General features: G+C 63.5%; 25 protein-coding genes. 10 read left to right on the top strand and 15 right to left on the bottom strand.

What is annotated here, in order from left to right; genetic code table 11:
- Positions 1 to 165 precede the first annotated feature (165 nt).
- The 15 genes from V7Q53_RS21850 to V7Q53_RS21780 all read right to left on the bottom strand — a co-directional run bounded on the left by V7Q53_RS21850 (position 166) and on the right by V7Q53_RS21780 (position 7,411).
- Positions 166 to 618, bottom strand: coding sequence for a DUF6362 family protein (locus V7Q53_RS21850; RefSeq protein WP_333830999.1), 453 nt, complete (start codon positions 616 to 618; stop codon positions 166 to 168).
- 128 nt (positions 619 to 746) lie between these two features.
- Positions 747 to 1,394 (bottom strand): hypothetical protein, encoded by a 648-nt coding sequence (locus V7Q53_RS21845; RefSeq protein ID WP_333830998.1) that lies wholly within the window; start codon positions 1,392 to 1,394, stop codon positions 747 to 749.
- Positions 1,391 to 2,035, bottom strand: coding sequence for a winged helix-turn-helix domain-containing protein (locus V7Q53_RS21840; protein ID WP_333830997.1), 645 nt, complete (start codon positions 2,033 to 2,035; stop codon positions 1,391 to 1,393). Before V7Q53_RS21840 ends, V7Q53_RS21845 begins: the two co-directional genes overlap by 4 nt.
- Positions 2,032 to 2,379 carry a hypothetical protein gene (locus V7Q53_RS21835; protein ID WP_333830996.1) on the bottom strand — a complete coding sequence of 116 codons (348 nt, stop codon included), beginning with the start codon at positions 2,377 to 2,379 and terminating at the stop codon, positions 2,032 to 2,034. Before V7Q53_RS21835 ends, V7Q53_RS21840 begins: the two co-directional genes overlap by 4 nt.
- The gene (locus V7Q53_RS21830; protein ID WP_333830995.1) at positions 2,376 to 3,044 is read right to left on the bottom strand and encodes a hypothetical protein; all 669 of its coding nucleotides are present in this window, start codon (positions 3,042 to 3,044) and stop codon (positions 2,376 to 2,378) included. Before V7Q53_RS21830 ends, V7Q53_RS21835 begins: the two co-directional genes overlap by 4 nt.
- A complete protein-coding gene (locus V7Q53_RS21825) occupies positions 3,041 to 3,388 on the bottom strand; it encodes a hypothetical protein (protein ID WP_333830994.1) in 348 nt (115 codons plus the stop codon). The genes V7Q53_RS21830 and V7Q53_RS21825 overlap by 4 nt, the downstream gene beginning before the upstream one ends.
- On the bottom strand, positions 3,315 to 3,638 hold the full coding sequence (locus tag V7Q53_RS21820) for a TSCPD domain-containing protein (protein WP_333830993.1): 324 nt from the start codon (positions 3,636 to 3,638) through the stop codon (positions 3,315 to 3,317). The genes V7Q53_RS21825 and V7Q53_RS21820 overlap by 74 nt, the downstream gene beginning before the upstream one ends.
- Position 3,639: 1 nt before the next feature.
- Positions 3,640 to 3,765 (bottom strand): hypothetical protein, encoded by a 126-nt coding sequence (locus tag V7Q53_RS21815; RefSeq protein ID WP_333830992.1) that lies wholly within the window; start codon positions 3,763 to 3,765, stop codon positions 3,640 to 3,642.
- 11 nt (positions 3,766 to 3,776) lie between these two features.
- The gene (locus tag V7Q53_RS21810; RefSeq protein ID WP_333830991.1) at positions 3,777 to 4,703 is read right to left on the bottom strand and encodes a hypothetical protein; all 927 of its coding nucleotides are present in this window, start codon (positions 4,701 to 4,703) and stop codon (positions 3,777 to 3,779) included.
- Between the two features lie 13 nt (positions 4,704 to 4,716).
- Positions 4,717 to 4,917: a hypothetical protein gene (locus tag V7Q53_RS21805; RefSeq protein ID WP_333830990.1), complete on the bottom strand. Its 201-nt coding sequence runs from the start codon at positions 4,915 to 4,917 to the stop codon at positions 4,717 to 4,719.
- Positions 4,917 to 5,771 carry a DUF2303 family protein gene (locus V7Q53_RS21800; RefSeq protein WP_333830989.1) on the bottom strand — a complete coding sequence of 285 codons (855 nt, stop codon included), beginning with the start codon at positions 5,769 to 5,771 and terminating at the stop codon, positions 4,917 to 4,919. Before V7Q53_RS21800 ends, V7Q53_RS21805 begins: the two co-directional genes overlap by 1 nt.
- A 14-nt stretch (positions 5,772 to 5,785) precedes the next feature.
- Positions 5,786 to 6,202, bottom strand: a complete 417-nt coding sequence (locus V7Q53_RS21795) for a hypothetical protein (protein WP_333830988.1) — start codon at positions 6,200 to 6,202, stop codon at positions 5,786 to 5,788.
- 24 nt (positions 6,203 to 6,226) lie between these two features.
- Positions 6,227 to 6,565, bottom strand: coding sequence for a hypothetical protein (locus tag V7Q53_RS21790; protein WP_333830986.1), 339 nt, complete (start codon positions 6,563 to 6,565; stop codon positions 6,227 to 6,229).
- 124 nt (positions 6,566 to 6,689) lie between these two features.
- Positions 6,690 to 6,929 carry a helix-turn-helix domain-containing protein gene (locus V7Q53_RS21785; RefSeq protein ID WP_333830985.1) on the bottom strand — a complete coding sequence of 80 codons (240 nt, stop codon included), beginning with the start codon at positions 6,927 to 6,929 and terminating at the stop codon, positions 6,690 to 6,692.
- On the bottom strand, positions 6,926 to 7,411 hold the full coding sequence (locus V7Q53_RS21780; RefSeq protein ID WP_333830984.1) for a hypothetical protein: 486 nt from the start codon (positions 7,409 to 7,411) through the stop codon (positions 6,926 to 6,928). The genes V7Q53_RS21785 and V7Q53_RS21780 overlap by 4 nt, the downstream gene beginning before the upstream one ends.
- A gap of 526 nt (positions 7,412 to 7,937) precedes the next feature.
- Here V7Q53_RS21780 and V7Q53_RS21775 point away from each other — a divergent pair.
- From V7Q53_RS21775 to V7Q53_RS21735, 10 genes are all read left to right on the top strand, one after another.
- A complete protein-coding gene (locus tag V7Q53_RS21775) occupies positions 7,938 to 8,567 on the top strand; it encodes a S24 family peptidase (protein ID WP_333830983.1) in 630 nt (209 codons plus the stop codon).
- On the top strand, positions 8,551 to 9,108 hold the full coding sequence (locus V7Q53_RS21770) for a hypothetical protein (RefSeq protein WP_333830982.1): 558 nt from the start codon (positions 8,551 to 8,553) through the stop codon (positions 9,106 to 9,108). Before V7Q53_RS21775 ends, V7Q53_RS21770 begins: the two co-directional genes overlap by 17 nt.
- Positions 9,109 to 9,296: 188 nt before the next feature.
- Complete coding sequence (locus V7Q53_RS21765; protein WP_333830981.1) at positions 9,297 to 9,902, top strand: type VI secretion system-associated protein TagO; 606 nt, start codon at positions 9,297 to 9,299, stop codon at positions 9,900 to 9,902.
- Positions 9,903 to 10,153: 251 nt separating this feature from the next.
- Positions 10,154 to 10,372, top strand: a complete 219-nt coding sequence (locus V7Q53_RS21760) for a hypothetical protein (RefSeq protein WP_333830979.1) — start codon at positions 10,154 to 10,156, stop codon at positions 10,370 to 10,372.
- Positions 10,369 to 10,566 (top strand): hypothetical protein, encoded by a 198-nt coding sequence (locus V7Q53_RS21755; RefSeq protein WP_333830977.1) that lies wholly within the window; start codon positions 10,369 to 10,371, stop codon positions 10,564 to 10,566. The genes V7Q53_RS21760 and V7Q53_RS21755 overlap by 4 nt, the downstream gene beginning before the upstream one ends.
- A 108-nt stretch (positions 10,567 to 10,674) precedes the next feature.
- Positions 10,675 to 12,735, top strand: a complete 2,061-nt coding sequence (locus tag V7Q53_RS21750; protein ID WP_333830976.1) for a DNA cytosine methyltransferase — start codon at positions 10,675 to 10,677, stop codon at positions 12,733 to 12,735.
- A complete protein-coding gene (locus V7Q53_RS21745; protein ID WP_333830975.1) occupies positions 12,732 to 12,965 on the top strand; it encodes a hypothetical protein in 234 nt (77 codons plus the stop codon). The genes V7Q53_RS21750 and V7Q53_RS21745 overlap by 4 nt, the downstream gene beginning before the upstream one ends.
- A 26-nt stretch (positions 12,966 to 12,991) precedes the next feature.
- Entirely contained in the window at positions 12,992 to 13,573 is a 582-nt protein-coding gene (locus tag V7Q53_RS21740; RefSeq protein WP_333830974.1) for an MT-A70 family methyltransferase, read from the top strand.
- Between the two features lie 27 nt (positions 13,574 to 13,600).
- Positions 13,601 to 13,891, top strand: a complete 291-nt coding sequence (locus V7Q53_RS23450; RefSeq protein WP_442954464.1) for a helix-turn-helix domain-containing protein — start codon at positions 13,601 to 13,603, stop codon at positions 13,889 to 13,891.
- Entirely contained in the window at positions 13,777 to 14,787 is a 1,011-nt protein-coding gene (locus tag V7Q53_RS21735; protein WP_442954465.1) for a tyrosine-type recombinase/integrase, read from the top strand. Before V7Q53_RS23450 ends, V7Q53_RS21735 begins: the two co-directional genes overlap by 115 nt.
- Positions 14,788 to 14,866 lie beyond the last annotated feature (79 nt).

The raw sequence follows: 14,866 nt of genomic DNA, 5'->3' as shown, positions 1-14,866 counted from the left end.
GGAGGGGGGTGGAGGGCGGGAGGGGGCGCTGATCTCTGGACGCGACCCCTCTCAGGATATCCGGAAACTGCCATGGAAACGGGGTTTTTGTCTCGTGGATAATTGACACGTTTCGCGGTGGTTTCTGTGGATTTCGCGGGGGGTTTTGTGGATTTGGCGCAGGGTTCATCCGCCGCCTTTCCGGCCCGCGCTCTGGGTGACTTCCGTCTTCTTCTTTACTTTCAATGCCTTGGATATGGTGAGCAGCGCCGCCGACCAGCGCCGGTGCGCCGTTGACCTGCAGCACCCGGCATTGACACAGACATCGCGCCAGCGCACGCCCTCGGCCCGCATCCAGACAATCCGCCGGTCATCGGGATCCCTGATGAACAGAAGCCAGGCAATCGCCTCCTCCATCCGGGCAATGTCGCGCGCCGAGGGCACCACCCGCAGCCGCGTGGTGTGATAGCCATAGGCGTGCTTCGCCTCATGCACATACTCGGGCCAGCTCGATCCATGGCCTTTGGGGCCTGACCCCGGCGGGTTGGGCAGGCGCCGCAGCGTGACCGCCGCTTCTTCCAGCCGGTCCTCCACCTCGCGCCAGCCGATGCCGACACCCCTTCTCTCATTTCTCAGCATTGCAGAGTTATCCACAGGCCTGCGGCGTGTATTGGTGCGCATCGTCTCTGTCCCTTTCCTTTTCTTTGTCTCTGTCTTTTTCTCTGTCCTTTCGTGGAGGACAGTCTGAGACAGTCTTGAACTGTCCGTCAGGACATTCTGCGGACACTTCCCCGCCCCGGCCCGGCGCGGGCGCCGTCGAGATCCAGCATGTGGTTGGTCCAGGCCTGAATCGCCTTCTCGATCCAGGAGGCGGCGCGATAGCCGCAGCCCTGCTCGATCAGCCACTGATCCACCCAGAGCACCGCCGCATCGTTCTTCGCCAGATCCGAGTGATAGCCCGCCAGCGCCTGACGCAACCTCAGCTGGCGCTTGGCCACCACCGCCGCTTCGGAGCGTGCGCGATGATCCTCGCGCCGAGCCATGGCCTCGGTCAGCACGCGCAGCACGGTGGGATGATAAAGCCGCAGCTTGTCGCCGCAGCGGCAGGGCCGCCAGTTGTGCAGCGGCCCGAAGTCCAGCCGGCAGAGCTGCGCGAAATGCTTGCCATCCACCCGCAAAAGGCGCGCCAGAATATCAAGGTCCGAGGGTAAGGTGCCCGGCGGGGTGTGGTTGAGTGAATGACAGATCAGGTCAAAATGGTAGGCCCGGCATTCGGGCGTGCCATTGAGCGCCATGTCGGAGCTCAGCCAGCGGCGATGCTCCCAAGGGATGAACCGGTGACTGTCGACCCGCTCCTCCTCGGACAAGGGGTAGATATCGAGATCCGCGACATCCACGGCGGCAAGGTGGCTCATGGGTTCAGCCCTCCACTGACGAAAAAATTCGACCGCGCTGCGCGCGACTGATCCGGCCCCGTCTGGGTTGCGCGCGGCCCGGCTTCCGCCGCCATGATCGCGGCGAGGCGCTGGTCGGCGTATGCCTCGATCGGGATGGTGCCGATCCAGCCGCACCGTGTCTTGCCGCCCTTGCCCCGCCTGCGACGCGGCAGCCCCGCGCGCCCGACCGCGTTCGAGACGCAGGTATGGCTCTTGAGACCGAAGTGTCGGGCGATATCCTTTGACGCCACACCCGCCAGCCACAGGTCGCGCAACTCATCACGGCGCACCTTGGTCCTGCGCAGCTTGTCGCGACCGGGCAGTCCCATCCGGTGGGCCCGGTCACTGACCGCCTGCCGCGTTACGCCAAGCGCCCGGGCCATTTGTTCGGTGGGAATGGCGTGGCAGTTCCAAAGGCGCGCGAAGGTATCATCATCAAACCGGAAGCGGGTCTCGGGCCAGATCAGCCCCTCGGCCTTCAGCCGCACGGCCACCGCCGCCCGCGAGACGCCCAGCCGCCGCGCGGCCTCGGTCATCGTGATACCGGGCGCCATGAGCGCAATCATATCCTCGGTACTGAACCGCCGCCGCGCCCGGTGCGCGCGTTCAAACGCGTTCATGGCCGCCTCACCAGGGCGGGCAGGCGCAACCGGTGCCAGCGCTGCAGCGCCTGGGTATGGCTCAGCCCGCGCGCCCGCGCCCAGTCGCAAAGCGCAGTGTAGCGTCCACCCGTCGCCGCCAGCGAGGCCGCGTCGTCCTCAGCGGAGGGCCTCCGGGGCTTTGCTGCCTTGAAAGCCTGCGCTGTGCCTGAACGGCGCCGGGCGGGCCATTCCAGCCCCTCGCGCTTCATCCGCGCGACCACAGCACCGCGCGTCACGCCCAGCCGCTCGGCCACCTCGGCCTGTTTCAGGCCCTGCGCGATCATCAGGCACATGACCTCGGTGGAGAAACTGTCCCGCGTCATCGCACACCGCCCGATCCCAGCCCCGGAAACAGCCGCACGATGTTGCGCGCGATGGCCCGGAAGCTGATGGCCACCACCTCCGGGTTGACCGTCCAGCCATGCGGCCCCATTGCCGCAGGCCCCAGCGCGCAATCCCACATCCGCCCGAAGGCCTCCGGCGCATGGGCAAACACCTGTCCGTGGTGGCTGTGCACCAGCGGATTGCCGAAGCCGCGCCCGGGCTCGATCTCGACACCCGCGGCAATCGCCTCATCCTCGGTGATCTGTTGCAGCCGCATCTCCTGCACCGACTGCACCACCAGCGTCAGGCCTGAGGCATGCACGGGCATGGCCTGCGCGGGCAGCCAGCCCGGTGAGGGCCGGGCTATGGCGCGCGGCCAGCGGATTTCCTTGTGGCTCCCGTCGCCGCCATAGACAACGGCCAGCGCATCGCCGCGCGGCTGGCGCACCGGGATGGTCAGCCCCTCGCGCAGCCAGAGCATGTCACCGGGCTGCATCCGGGCATAGCGGCGATCCGTCAGATGGATCAGCCGCACCCGCCCGGTGATGGCCCGGCGCAGGATCTCGGGATGCAGGGTGACGGGCAGCACGCGCTGCGGCTCAGGGGTGAGCAATCGGCGCTCCACCAGAGCGGGTCTCGCGCCAAATGGTTGGTGTTTCGTCATCCCTTGCTCCGTTCCAGAACCGTGAGCTGAAGCACCCGCGCGCCCGGCATGACGGTAGCCCTTGCCCCGTCACCCAGCCGGACCGCATGATCCGGGGCCAGCACTGTGATTGCACTGCGCCGCTCGGTATCGAGCAGCGCCACGAAATACCGCCCGTCCGGCACGCGGAACCGGAAGGCGCGCACCCCGTCGCGGCGAACCCGGCCCAGATAGGCCACAAGGTCATCGCGCCGGGTGTCGATCGCCCAGAAGAGCCCCAGCGCCAGCAGCTCAGGGCAGACCGAAGCCCCGATCCGCTGGCCGACCCGTTGGCGCCAATGCGCCGTGGCCCGGCCCGGCGCCAAGGTCGGGCACCCGGCCCATGCTTTTGGGCAGCAGTTCCGGCGGGCAGCCATGCTGCAGCGCCAGGCTGATCACAACGCAGGCATCCGAGATCACATGGCCAAGGTCGGTGCCGATCCGAGCCCCATCGGCGAAGACCTCGCGCGGGCGCGCCTGCAGATCAAAACCCACCGTCACCGTGAAGCGGTGCCCGGCATGCGCGATCTCACGGGTCTCATTGGGGCGGCGGGTGGGCAGGCGTTCGCGGGTCATCTCACCACCCCCGCCGCTCTTCGGCCTGCGCCACGATGCGCGGCAGGGCCAGAGCCGTGTCGAGCGTGGCCCGCAGGACAATCACCCCGACCGCACAGACCACAACAAGGATGACGATCCGCCGCATCCCGACCTCCCCTACTGGACTGCCGCAGTGGGCGCGAAACCGGCCTCGACCAGCGTGTGCCGCTGCTGTGCGGTCATCGCATTCAGCTTGAGCGCACTCGGCACACCCATCGGCGCGACGACACCCTGCCGCTGTTCACCGACCATGCGGGGTTCGTGCCTCTGCAGCTTGATCCCGTGGTCCGGATGCCCTTTCCAGCAGTCCTGAACCCATGTGTGCCAGCCCGCCCGAGCAGCCAGATGCGGCTTGACCCATTCTGAACGCGGATGGTGCGCCTCTGCCCGGCGCCAGTGCGCACGACACCAGTGCAAAGCGACCTTCAGGTCTGAATTGCCGCCGGGATTCCGCTTGGCCTTCACGCCAGCCCCGATCTGCCAGGACACCAGGGAATAGGCCATTGCAGCCCGCCCCGTCAGTCGCTTGACCTGCCGCCGGTGCTGACGGGTCCAGTCGAGACCACCCGCCGGACAGATCGTCACGCGCCGGGGCTCGTTCATCAGCGAGATGATGAACGCCTGTACCATGATCGATCGGATCGTCTGAACCGAGCCGGAACCTGAGATTTTCCGCGACAGCGAAACTCCGGATCGCCCCGGCACCCAAGACCCCACAGCCAGCAAGTTTCCGAGCCCCATTACAAACAGCGCTATTTGATCGCCTACATCGATGAGGAGTGAAACATGGGTCTGACCACCTTCGTCCTCGTGGGTGAGGACCATGGATTCGGCTGGAAGCCTGCTGCTTGTGGGAAAAACAAACTCTTCTCCGCGATCAAATGATGCAGTTCCCTCATATTCAGCCAAGGCACGCGCGACTTTGATGAGCGCGCGGGAAACGTGGAAATGATGCGGACCCGCGAGTACTCGAATGGCAAGATCATCCTGTGACCTGCCTGTCGTGAGCGCCAGTTCGTACTGTTTGAGCGTTTCAGGGTGCATCCCGGCCTCCCCCTCAAAAATGTGCGGTGCGCGACAGGCGACGGGCGATGGCCTCCATCAGGTCGATCCGGCGATCGGCCTCCCGCTGGTCCATCCGGCCCGCCCGCACCTGCTTGCCAAAGAGGTGCCGGCGAATGCTGGCCTCGCGCGTGGCCTCCTCGATCAGCTCACGCGTGGTGAACCGGTCTGCCGTGCTTTGCGCCACACCCGACATCAGGCCAGCCGCCCGATGTAGAGCGGGCGGCCCGTGTCCTCGGCCACCGCATGCGCGATCTGGGCGAAATAGGCCTGCCGCTGATACTCCACGCGCCGCCATTCAAACCCCAGCAGCAGCCCGCCGCCGCCGATTCGGAACCGGAAGGCACAGCGCAAGGTCACCGGCTCCTCGCCCTGATAGAGCGGGATCGACAGCCGGAACTCGCGCGGGATCTTCATCTCGCCCTTGGTGCGGGTCTCGGTCTCGTAGACAAATGCCCGGTCGCCGCTTTCCAGCCGGTTGCTGGATTTGAACACCACGCCCTGCGTGGCCTCCAGATCGCGGCTGATCTCGATCATCACCGCCGGATCCGGGTCCAGAATGTCCTCGGCATTCTCCTCGAGGAAGGCCGCGAATTCCGACTGCTCGACCAGCTGGCCCTGCATCTTCGCCCAGCGCGTGAACTCCTCGGAATCGCGCAGCTTCAGCATGGCCTTGTGCCGGACCGGGCCGGGCGCAAGCTGGCCCCCATCGAAATCGCCGTGATAATCCAGCGCCGCACCGATGCAGCCGGTGTCATAATCCGCCACCAGCACCGTGCGCGCATCCGAGAAGCGGTTGACATAGGCCACCAGCGAGGCGCGCTCATCCACGATCAGGGATTGTTTGATATAGGGTGGCAGCGCATGCGGATCGCTGATGTCCTTCAGCGCAAAACCCTCGGGCACGAAGGCATGCATCCGCCCGCCGCCCAGATCCACGATGGGATCGGCAAGGCGGGCGCCTTTGAGGACTGCCTCAAGGGTTTCGATGGGCACGGGATTGGCGGTTTGCGGCGCGGGCTGCGCGCTCAGGGTTTCAGTATTGGACATGATGATACTCCTATTCAGACTCGCCACTTGGCGAGCTCTTTGGCCCGACGCTCTGTCTCGCGATGCGTTGCGCCGCGCCCAGACAAATTTGTTTGCATAAGATCGATATCGAGCCGCGCACGCTCGATCGCGTCCAGATAGAACTGTTCAACCCAGCCGTGATCAAACACGGTCCTGGCGTCACCCGTGGGCGAGCCGCGCACGAACAGCCGATCTGGTGACTGAGGGGCCGAGACAATGACCTCAATGCTCACGCCGCGCTCTTTGCACAGCGCCTGAACTCGGCGGCCTTCTCGTTCCGACAGGAACACAACCCGGTCGTCAGTCTTCAGGCTGTCCACAAGCGAAGTCGTGCGCCCGGTACGGCAAGATGAATGGAAGTAAACACGCGCCGCGCCTGCGACGCCCGAACCTATGCCAAAATGATCCATGTCTCTTCTCCTATGGAATTGAGTTCAGTGGGTGTCGTGACGGCCACGGCGATCCGCCAGTTCGTCCTCGAACATGTCGCCCTGGTTGGGGTCACGCCGCGTCAGCCGCCCCTCATCCGTGGCGAAGTAGATGCCGGTGCCCAGCGCCCGGCGCGGCTTCCTGGTGGTCACGCTCGGCAGGCATTCGATCTGGCCCGCGTCATTGACCTTGAAGGGCAGCTTGATCGTCAGATCACCCTTGCCCCCGGTGCGCTGCACGGCCTCGATCAGCTCCTCCAGCTGCTCGTTGGCCTCCACCAGCAGCTCGCCACGGCGGAAAGTCTGCATGAATTCGAGGAAGTTCAGATCATCGGGTTTCGGCATGACGGGCCTCACAGGGACAGGATGAAGGAAGACTGGGCCAGCACCGCCCCAAGACAGAGCGTGACCACCAGAAGTTCGGAAAGACGGCGCGCCCAGCGCACCGAAGGTCTGGGAAGGGGAGTGCTCATGGGCTCTCCCCCTGCCCCATCTCACGGCGCACCATCCACTGGCGAACCGCCTCGCGGCGGTAGAGAACCCGCCGCCCCAGCTTGGCGAGGGGCGGGCCAATGCCCTGCGCCTGCCAGCGTCGAAGCGTTTCCTCGCTCACCTCCAGAACACCCGCCAGCTCGGACCGGCCCATCCATTCGGACAGAAGCGGCTCAGGCTGCGCGCCCGGCGCAGTATGGGAAGCAGCCTCCCTCATTCCCGCCCCCCGACCAGCCGCGGGCTGGCAGAAGCCGACGTGTCGGCCTGCTCCGTCGCCGCGATCACCGCCAGACAATCATCGCGCAGGGCACGCGCCCGGGCGTTCACATCCGCCCGCTCATTGTCCGTCAGGCGCTCAGGATCCGGCGAGGCCCCCGAGAAAGCCATGACCAGCGACGACACCGCGCAGCCAGAATCCTGCGCCAGACGCGCCGTCATGGTACGCAGATCCGTGGCCGGACCGGGACGCGCCGAAATGCGCTCAAACAGCCGCACCGTGATCGGATAGACGCCCAGCGCATCCTCCAGCGCCTGCGCGGCGGCCAGCGTCACATGCGCCTGACCATTGGTCATCTTGCTCACCGTCCCCTTGGACGCCGCGCCATAGGCCTCCTCAAGGATCGCCGCCGCAGCATCCACACCGCCGACACGCGCAACCAGACCGCGAAACAAATGTGCAAGAATGGGATCAGTGCTCATGAGGGAAACCGGGTTTGCTTGGAGGGAAAGAAATCGTGCTGTAGGTTTGGATCGGCAGTTCAAGGCCCCCACCCTGTTCCTCGCTGGGGGCATCGGTCGAGCAACGGACCGCGAGCGCGCAGCTGCCCTGCGCGAAGGTAGACACAGAGAGAGCGGAGTTGGGTTTATTGGGATGTTGAAAACAGGATGGCATCAGGCAGCATCCGCAGAAGAAGCGCGATCCGGAAAGAAATGCTCCGGCTTCAGAGGGAGCCCTCGCTTTCGGGCTTCATCCATGAGCACTTGTTGGCAATCTGAAGGGATCAGGCCATCAGACCCGCCTTTGTTTCTCGGATAGGTCCAACGGCGAACGCGAGTTTCGTCGCGGCCGGTTATTTCGGCTACGGCTCGAAATCCGCCGCAAAGTTCGATGATGGTTTTCGCAGGTTCCATGCCCCGTTATTGCGTTTATCGCAATTTCTGTCAACTGGTTTTGTTGCGATTTTCGCGGCTATCGCACACTTGCGATTTGCGCAAGGAATTGCTCATGGATGTGATTGATCGAAATTGGATTGCCAAACGGTTGACGGGCAAGCGCGGCGAGAGGGCCGAGCTGGCTAGGTTCATGAACGTTAAGCCGGATATCGTGACGAAGATTTTATCGGGCGACCGCAGAGTTCAGCCTGAAGAAATTCCCCAGGTCGTTGCCTTCTTTGAGAATGCCGTGGCGGCGCGCGAACTCCCTAACGGCTCTGAAGCACCAGCCGGATCGGACCTTGTGCCAGTCTATGATGTCGCCGCAAGCGCGGGGCACGGCGCTATCGTGGACGCCGAAGAGCACGTTTCCAACCTTGCGTTTTCGACGCAATACCTGCGTGAGATGACGAGCGCCAAGGGCCGCCAGCTTGCGGCGATCAGGGTCAAGGGAGACAGCATGACACCCACGATCCAGGATGGCGACATGGTCGTGATCGATATGACCAGGACGAACCTGGACTTCGACGGCCTGTTCGTCATGCGTGTTGGAGAGGCGCTTCAGATCAAACGCATCGGGCGCGGCGCCCGGCGCTCCAGCGTCATGGTGATCGCCGACAACTCTCTGTACCCGCCGGTTGACACTGAGCGAACGGAGATCGACGTGGTGGGCAAGGTTATTTGGTATGGGAGAAAAGTATGAAGACATACAGGGCTTGGGCTTCACGATGACCAAGATAATTGACACGTCCATCACTGAGGGGAATATCTCTGTTACCGTGACAGTTGGTCAATTCCTAACCATTGTAACCAAGGGGTTCCGCACACTCCGAAGCTATAAAGACGATGATGTTGCCGACGTAATGGCAGTCACTGAGGAAACATTCCGGCATGGCGGAAAAGCAGTTGCCGGCGCCGTCATAGGGGGCCTCCTCACAGGCGGTATTGGATTTCTCGCTGGGGCGGCTATTGGGGGGCGTCGCCGAAAGGAAGGCATGTATGCCATTGCCTTCAAGGACGGCAATCACGTCGTCATCGAAACTTCCGACAAGAAACTGATTGCAAAGTTACAACCAATAATCCTCCGGAAAAACTTGAATCTGCCCGCACCACAGCCTGCCTTATCAGAGCCGAAGGCGGTCAGTGACGATCGTCATGTGATCAGGGATGATCGTCCTTTCGATACTACGCAGGAGGCTCTTCGACTGCTGTCGTCCGGCCGAACGCCAGATCAACAATCGTAGCAACGCAATCTTCCCATCATGCGATGTTTATTCCAGAATAAACCCTCCAACATTAGGCTGTGACCCACGGTATGCAGCGCTCCAGCGTCATGATGATTTACGGCAGCACAGTCTACCTGCGCGCAATACAGAGCGATCCAAGGTCGACGTGATAGAAAACTCTTTTGGTGTTAGTATGGGAGGAAGGTTTGAAACGGATATTTTACGGCGCAGTTACACTGCTGATCTTCGCAATTCCGGCGACATCTCAAGATGTGTCGCATTGTGCGAGCATGGAGAATGCAGAAGACAGGCTGAACTGCTTCGATCAGGCATTCATTGAGACAAGCGAGCTCGAAGCGGCGCCTGACAGTGAATGGAGCGTTCGTGTCGATCAATCTCCCTTAGACGACAGTACAAGCGTCTACATGTCGGTTCAATCTGACCGCCCCCTAAGGGCGCGATTTCGGCAAGAGTCTGATGCATCGCTCAACATCCGGTGCCGCGAGAACACAACTAGCATATTCATTCATTTTGGCGGCCACTTCATGTCAGACATACAAGGCCGAGGCCGGGTGGATTACCGAGTAGATGACCGTCCGGCGGGCCATACGACCATGAGCGTATCCACCAACAACGAGGCTCTGGGGCTATGGAGCGGGAACAGATCGATTCCGTTTATTCGCGGCATCATGGATGGTGGCAGCCTCTATGTTCGCGCTACGCCGTTCAGTGAATCGGCGCTGGAAATGACCTTCAACATATCAGGCCTTGATGAGGAGCTCGCACCGCTTCGTGAGGCATGCAATTGGTAGTGACGTGGCCACATCCGCTGCTGGTTTGACCTCACGCATCTAAATGCGCGTGCCTTCCAAACCTACAACAAAACCCCGCCTCGCTCCAGGCGGGGTGGAGTGATTCTCCCAAAGTTCGATTTGAGCGCAAACCTAACTTGCGCTTATCGCAAATTTGTATCTTGACGACAATTGCGTTTATCGCAATCTTATCTCATCACCCCGCCGAAGACGCCCCAGGCAAATCGCGGACCAACCGATGGGAGAGAACGATGAACTTACGCCACGATGACATTGAGCGCGAGCTCCGCAGCACACGCAGGCTTCCGCGTGGCTTCATGGCGATCGCGAATGCGCGGCGCATCGTCAGTGATCCTGCGGCCTGCGCCGACAGCCCGACATTTGCGCGCCGCGCCTGGCTGATCCTGCATTCCGCCAAAGGTCGCCCGGCGATCCAGTCACATCTGGCTTGGCCACGGAGGGCACAATGAAGATCGTTGCGCCCCGCCCCACCGAAGATCACCCGGCATCGCCCACCTTTCGCTACCGCCGCAACCGTCCTGCTGGGCACATCATGATCGGCCTCGCCCAGCATGCGGCTGATCAGCCCGACGCCACCCCCGAAGCCCGTGCGCTCGCCCAGCGCCTGAGAGCGCGCCACCCGGCGACGAGCATCGGAGAGTGACCATGATCCTCACCTGTCTCAAAACCGGTCGCTGGTGGCCGTGTCGTGACCATGCCCATGGAGATCGCCTCGCCCGCCTCAAGGGGCTCGTGGATTACGAGGTGGCCCGTGGCTGATGCCCTCCCCCTGATCATCGACAGCTTCGCGGGTGGCGGCGGGGCTTCCACCGGCATTGAGGCCGCGCTGGGTCGCAGCCCGGATGTGGCGATCAACCACAATCCCGCGGCGCTGGCCCTGCATGCGGCCAACCACCCCGAGACGCTGCATATCGACAGCAACATCTGGGATGTGGAGCCGGGCTGGTTGACAAAAGGGCGGCCTGTCGGGCTGCTCTGGGCCTCGCCCGACTGCAAGCATTTCTCGAAAGCCAAGGGCGGCGCGCCACGCGACCGCAACACCCGCGATCTGGCCTGGGTGGTGGTGAAATGGGCCGAGGAAGCCCGGCCCGATGTGATCTGCATGGAGAATGTCGAGGAATTCGTGACATGGGGCCCGGTGGGCGAGGATGGCCAGCCGGTCAAGGAACTGGCGGGTGTCACGTTCGAGCTGTGGATCAAGCGGCTGAAAAAGGCAGGCTACCGCGTCCAGTGGCGCGAGCTGCGCGCCTGCGACTATGGCGCGCCGACGATCCGTAAGCGGTGGTTTCTGGTGGCGCGCCGTGACGGTCGCCCGATCCGCTGGCCGAAGCCCACCCATGGCGATCCGAAATCCCGCGAGGTGCTTACGGGCAAGCTGCTGCCATGGCGCAGCGCTGCCGAATGCATCGACTGGTCGCTGCCCTGCCCCAGCATCTTCGACAGCTCGGAACAGATCAAGGCCCGGTATGGCCTGCGCGCGGTGCGCCCGCTGGCCGCGAATACGCTGGCCCGGGTGGCGCGCGGCATGAAGCGCTATGTGCTGGACGCCCAGCGCCCGTTCCTCGTGAACCTGACCCACGGCGCGCGGCTGGAAGATGTCGCCGAGCCCTTCCGCACCATCACCGGCGCGCACCGCGGCGAAAAGGCCGTGGTGGTGCCCAGTATCGTCGGATGCGGCGGGCGGGCGGCACAGAGCCGCCCTCGGGGCGGGGATGAGCCTTTCGCCACGATCACCGCCAAGGCCGATGCCTGCCTTGTGGCCGCCAGCCTGACGCGGTTCAATTCCGGCGCGACAGGATCGGACCTGCGCAGCCCGGCGCCGACAGTGACCGCGAACAGCTGGATCAAGAAACCGGGCGGCGCTGCGCCGCTGGGTGGCCTGAGCCCATACCTTGCCAGCATCGTGAATGTCGCAAACAGCAAGACGACTGGCCGGGGTCCGAATGCATGGTCGCCAGAGGAACCCTTACGCACGATCACAAGCGCATCCGGACATGCCGTGACGACGCCCTATCTTGCCAGCATCGCCCATGGCGACAGCGGCGGGCGGCGGGAATACCCGATGAATGAGCCTCTGGGCACGGTCACGCGGGGCGGCATCCAGCATGCCGTGGTCGAGCCGCATTTGCTGGCAATGAAGGGCACCGCGCGGCGCAGCTGCGATGTGCTGGCACCGCATCCGACCGTGCTGGCCGGTGGTGGGCATAGCGCAACCGTTGCCGCCTTCCTCGCCCAGCAGAACGGCGGGCCGCGGATGGATGGCCATAGCGGCCGGGATCCGCGAGAGCCGCTGTCCACGGTCACCGCGGCGGGCAGCCAGCAGACGCCGATCGCCGCCTTCTTCGCCAAATACTACGGCACCGGCGACGGCGCGCGCCATGATGAGCCCACCCACACCATCACCGTGCGTGATCGCTTCGCCCATACCGAGGCCCAGCTGGCCGCGCCGCCCTTCGCCCCTGAGCATCATGCCCGTGCCCGCGAGGTGGCCGCGTTCCTGCGCGCCCAGGGCGCATGGCAGGGCGGCGAGTTTGTCACCCTGACCATCGACGGCGCCGAATTCGTCGTGGTCGATATCGGCCTGCGCATGCTCACGCCCCGAGAGCTGTTCAACGCGCAGGGCTTCCCGGCAGATTATGTCATCGAGGGCGTCTGGATGCAGGCCCCCGGGAACGACTTCAAATGGCACGCCTTCACCAAGGATGTGCAGGTCAGCTGCTGCGGCAACAGCGTCTGCCCGCCGCTCGCCGAGGTCATCGTGGCGGCAAACTGCGGGCATCTGGCCATACACCGGCAAGAGGCCATGGCATGACCGCCCTGAGTCCAAGGCAGCGCGCCCTTGCACGCCAAGCTTTGGGGTTTCCGAACGCGCGCAACAAAAGTTTCCGCAACCGGTTTCTCGCTTCATACCGCGCCGGCGACTACGACCACTGGTTGAGACTGGTGGATGAAGGCCTTGCTGATCACGGCCCCATAATCAAGGGCATGGTCAGATTTTGGCTCACCCGCAAAGGCGCAGAAGCCGCGCTGGAAGCCGGATAAACCTTGTGCAACGAGGATTTCCCCGCATGACCGCCCAGATCCTTCAGCAATTTATCGCCCAGCGCCCTGCGGGCGGGTTTGAACTGATCATGGCAGATCCGCCGTGGCTTTATAAGAACTGGTCGACTGCGGGCACCGAGAAGAACGCCATGCAGCATTATGGCTGCGCCCCGCTGGACTGGATCAGAAGCCTGCCGGTCGCGGCACTCGCTGCGGAAAACGCCGTGCTCTGGCTCTGGGCCACCAACCCGATGCTGCCGCAGGCGTTCGAGGTCATGGCCAGCTGGGGGTTCGATTTCAAAACCGCAGGCCATTGGGTCAAACGCACCCGCCACGGCAAGCTGGCATTCGGCACCGGCTACATACTGCGCAGCGCGGGTGAGCCTTTCCTGATCGGCACCCGCGGCGCACCCAAATGCGCCCGTAATGTGCGTAGCGTCATCGAAGGCCCGCTCCGCGAACACTCGCGCAAGCCCGACGAAGCCTTCACCGCCGCCGAAGCTCTGCTACCCATCGCCCGCCGCATCGAACTCTTCAGCCGACAGTCCCGCCCGGACTGGGCAAGCTGGGGCGATGAGGCGGGCAAGTTTGATGAGGAAGTCGCATGAGATTCAACAAACCTGAAGAGGCGCAACATGCCTGAGCAACCAGCGTACCCTTACACCCCCGAAACTCTTGCTCAGCGGTGGCATTGCAGCGCCGAGACTGTACGCGACATGGTCCGGCGCCGCGTGTTGCCTGCTTTCCGCGTCGGGCGCATGATGCGCATCACACAAGCAGCGGTGGAGGAATATGAATGCAAGACTTCCGAATCGGACGACTCAAAGGAAGGTTCGTTGTCATCTGGGATGAGGATGGCCGACGGTGCCGTCATCGCCTTGCGGCACACACGCAAAAGGATGCAGAGCGCGAAGCGCGCGACCTGATCCTTCGAATATCTGCCCCGGCCATCGGGCTCACGGTCGATCAGATATGGTCAGCGTATCAGATCGAGATGGGGCAACGCCGGCAGGCTGCCAAGCTGGCGCAGACTGGGCGCAATGTCCTGCCTGTGCTCGGTCACCTTGCCGCTGACCAGATCCGGCTCGAAGACTGCCGCGGCTACATTGCCCGCCGCCGCTCCGAGGGTCGTAAGGATGCTACAATCCGCACAGAACTCGGCTGCCTGCGCAGCGCAATCCTGTGGGCACAGAAAGCAGGGCTGATCCAACGCGCCCCGCGCATCGAGCTGCCCCAGACGACGCCGCCACGCGATCGCTATCTTGATCGGGAAGAAGTGGCCGCGCTCATGGGAGCGGCGGTCGATCCACATATTCGCCTCGCCATGCTTCTGATGCTGACGACCGCGGGCCGGATCGGAGCTTTGCTGGAGCTGACCTGGTCGCGCGTCGATCTAGACCGTAGGGTGATCAAACTTGCGACCAACGACATCGGACCGCGCAAGGGCCGCGCAACCGTTCCCATCAACGACACGCTGCTGGCAGCGCTGCAAGCCGCGCGGGAGGCAGCGCGATGCGAATACGTCATCGAATGGGGCGGGCGCCCGGTGACATCCATAAAGACCGGCTTCAACGCAGCGGTGAAGCGGGCGGGCATTCAGCACTGCACCCCGCACGATCTGCGCCGCACAGCAGGGCGACTGATGGCCGAGGCCGGGGTGCCGATCGAAGAGATCGCCCAGTATCTGGGCCACACAAATCCCAACATCACGCGTTCGACTTACAGCCAGTTTTCGCCAGCATATTTGCGCCGCGCAGCTAACGCATTGGAGGTTTTCGGCCCTGTTTCGGTTCAACGAACCAGAGGGAAAACCCCAAAATAAGCCGTAAGTCATTGATTTTTATGGTGACCCCGACAGGATTCGAACCTGTAACCTGCCCCTTAGGAGGGGGCTGCTCTAT

The organism is Pararhodobacter sp. (genome assembly GCF_036802785.1).
Classification (GTDB): Bacteria; Pseudomonadota; Alphaproteobacteria; order Rhodobacterales; family Rhodobacteraceae; genus Pararhodobacter.
This window is presented reverse-complemented; position numbering and strand designations above follow the sequence as displayed.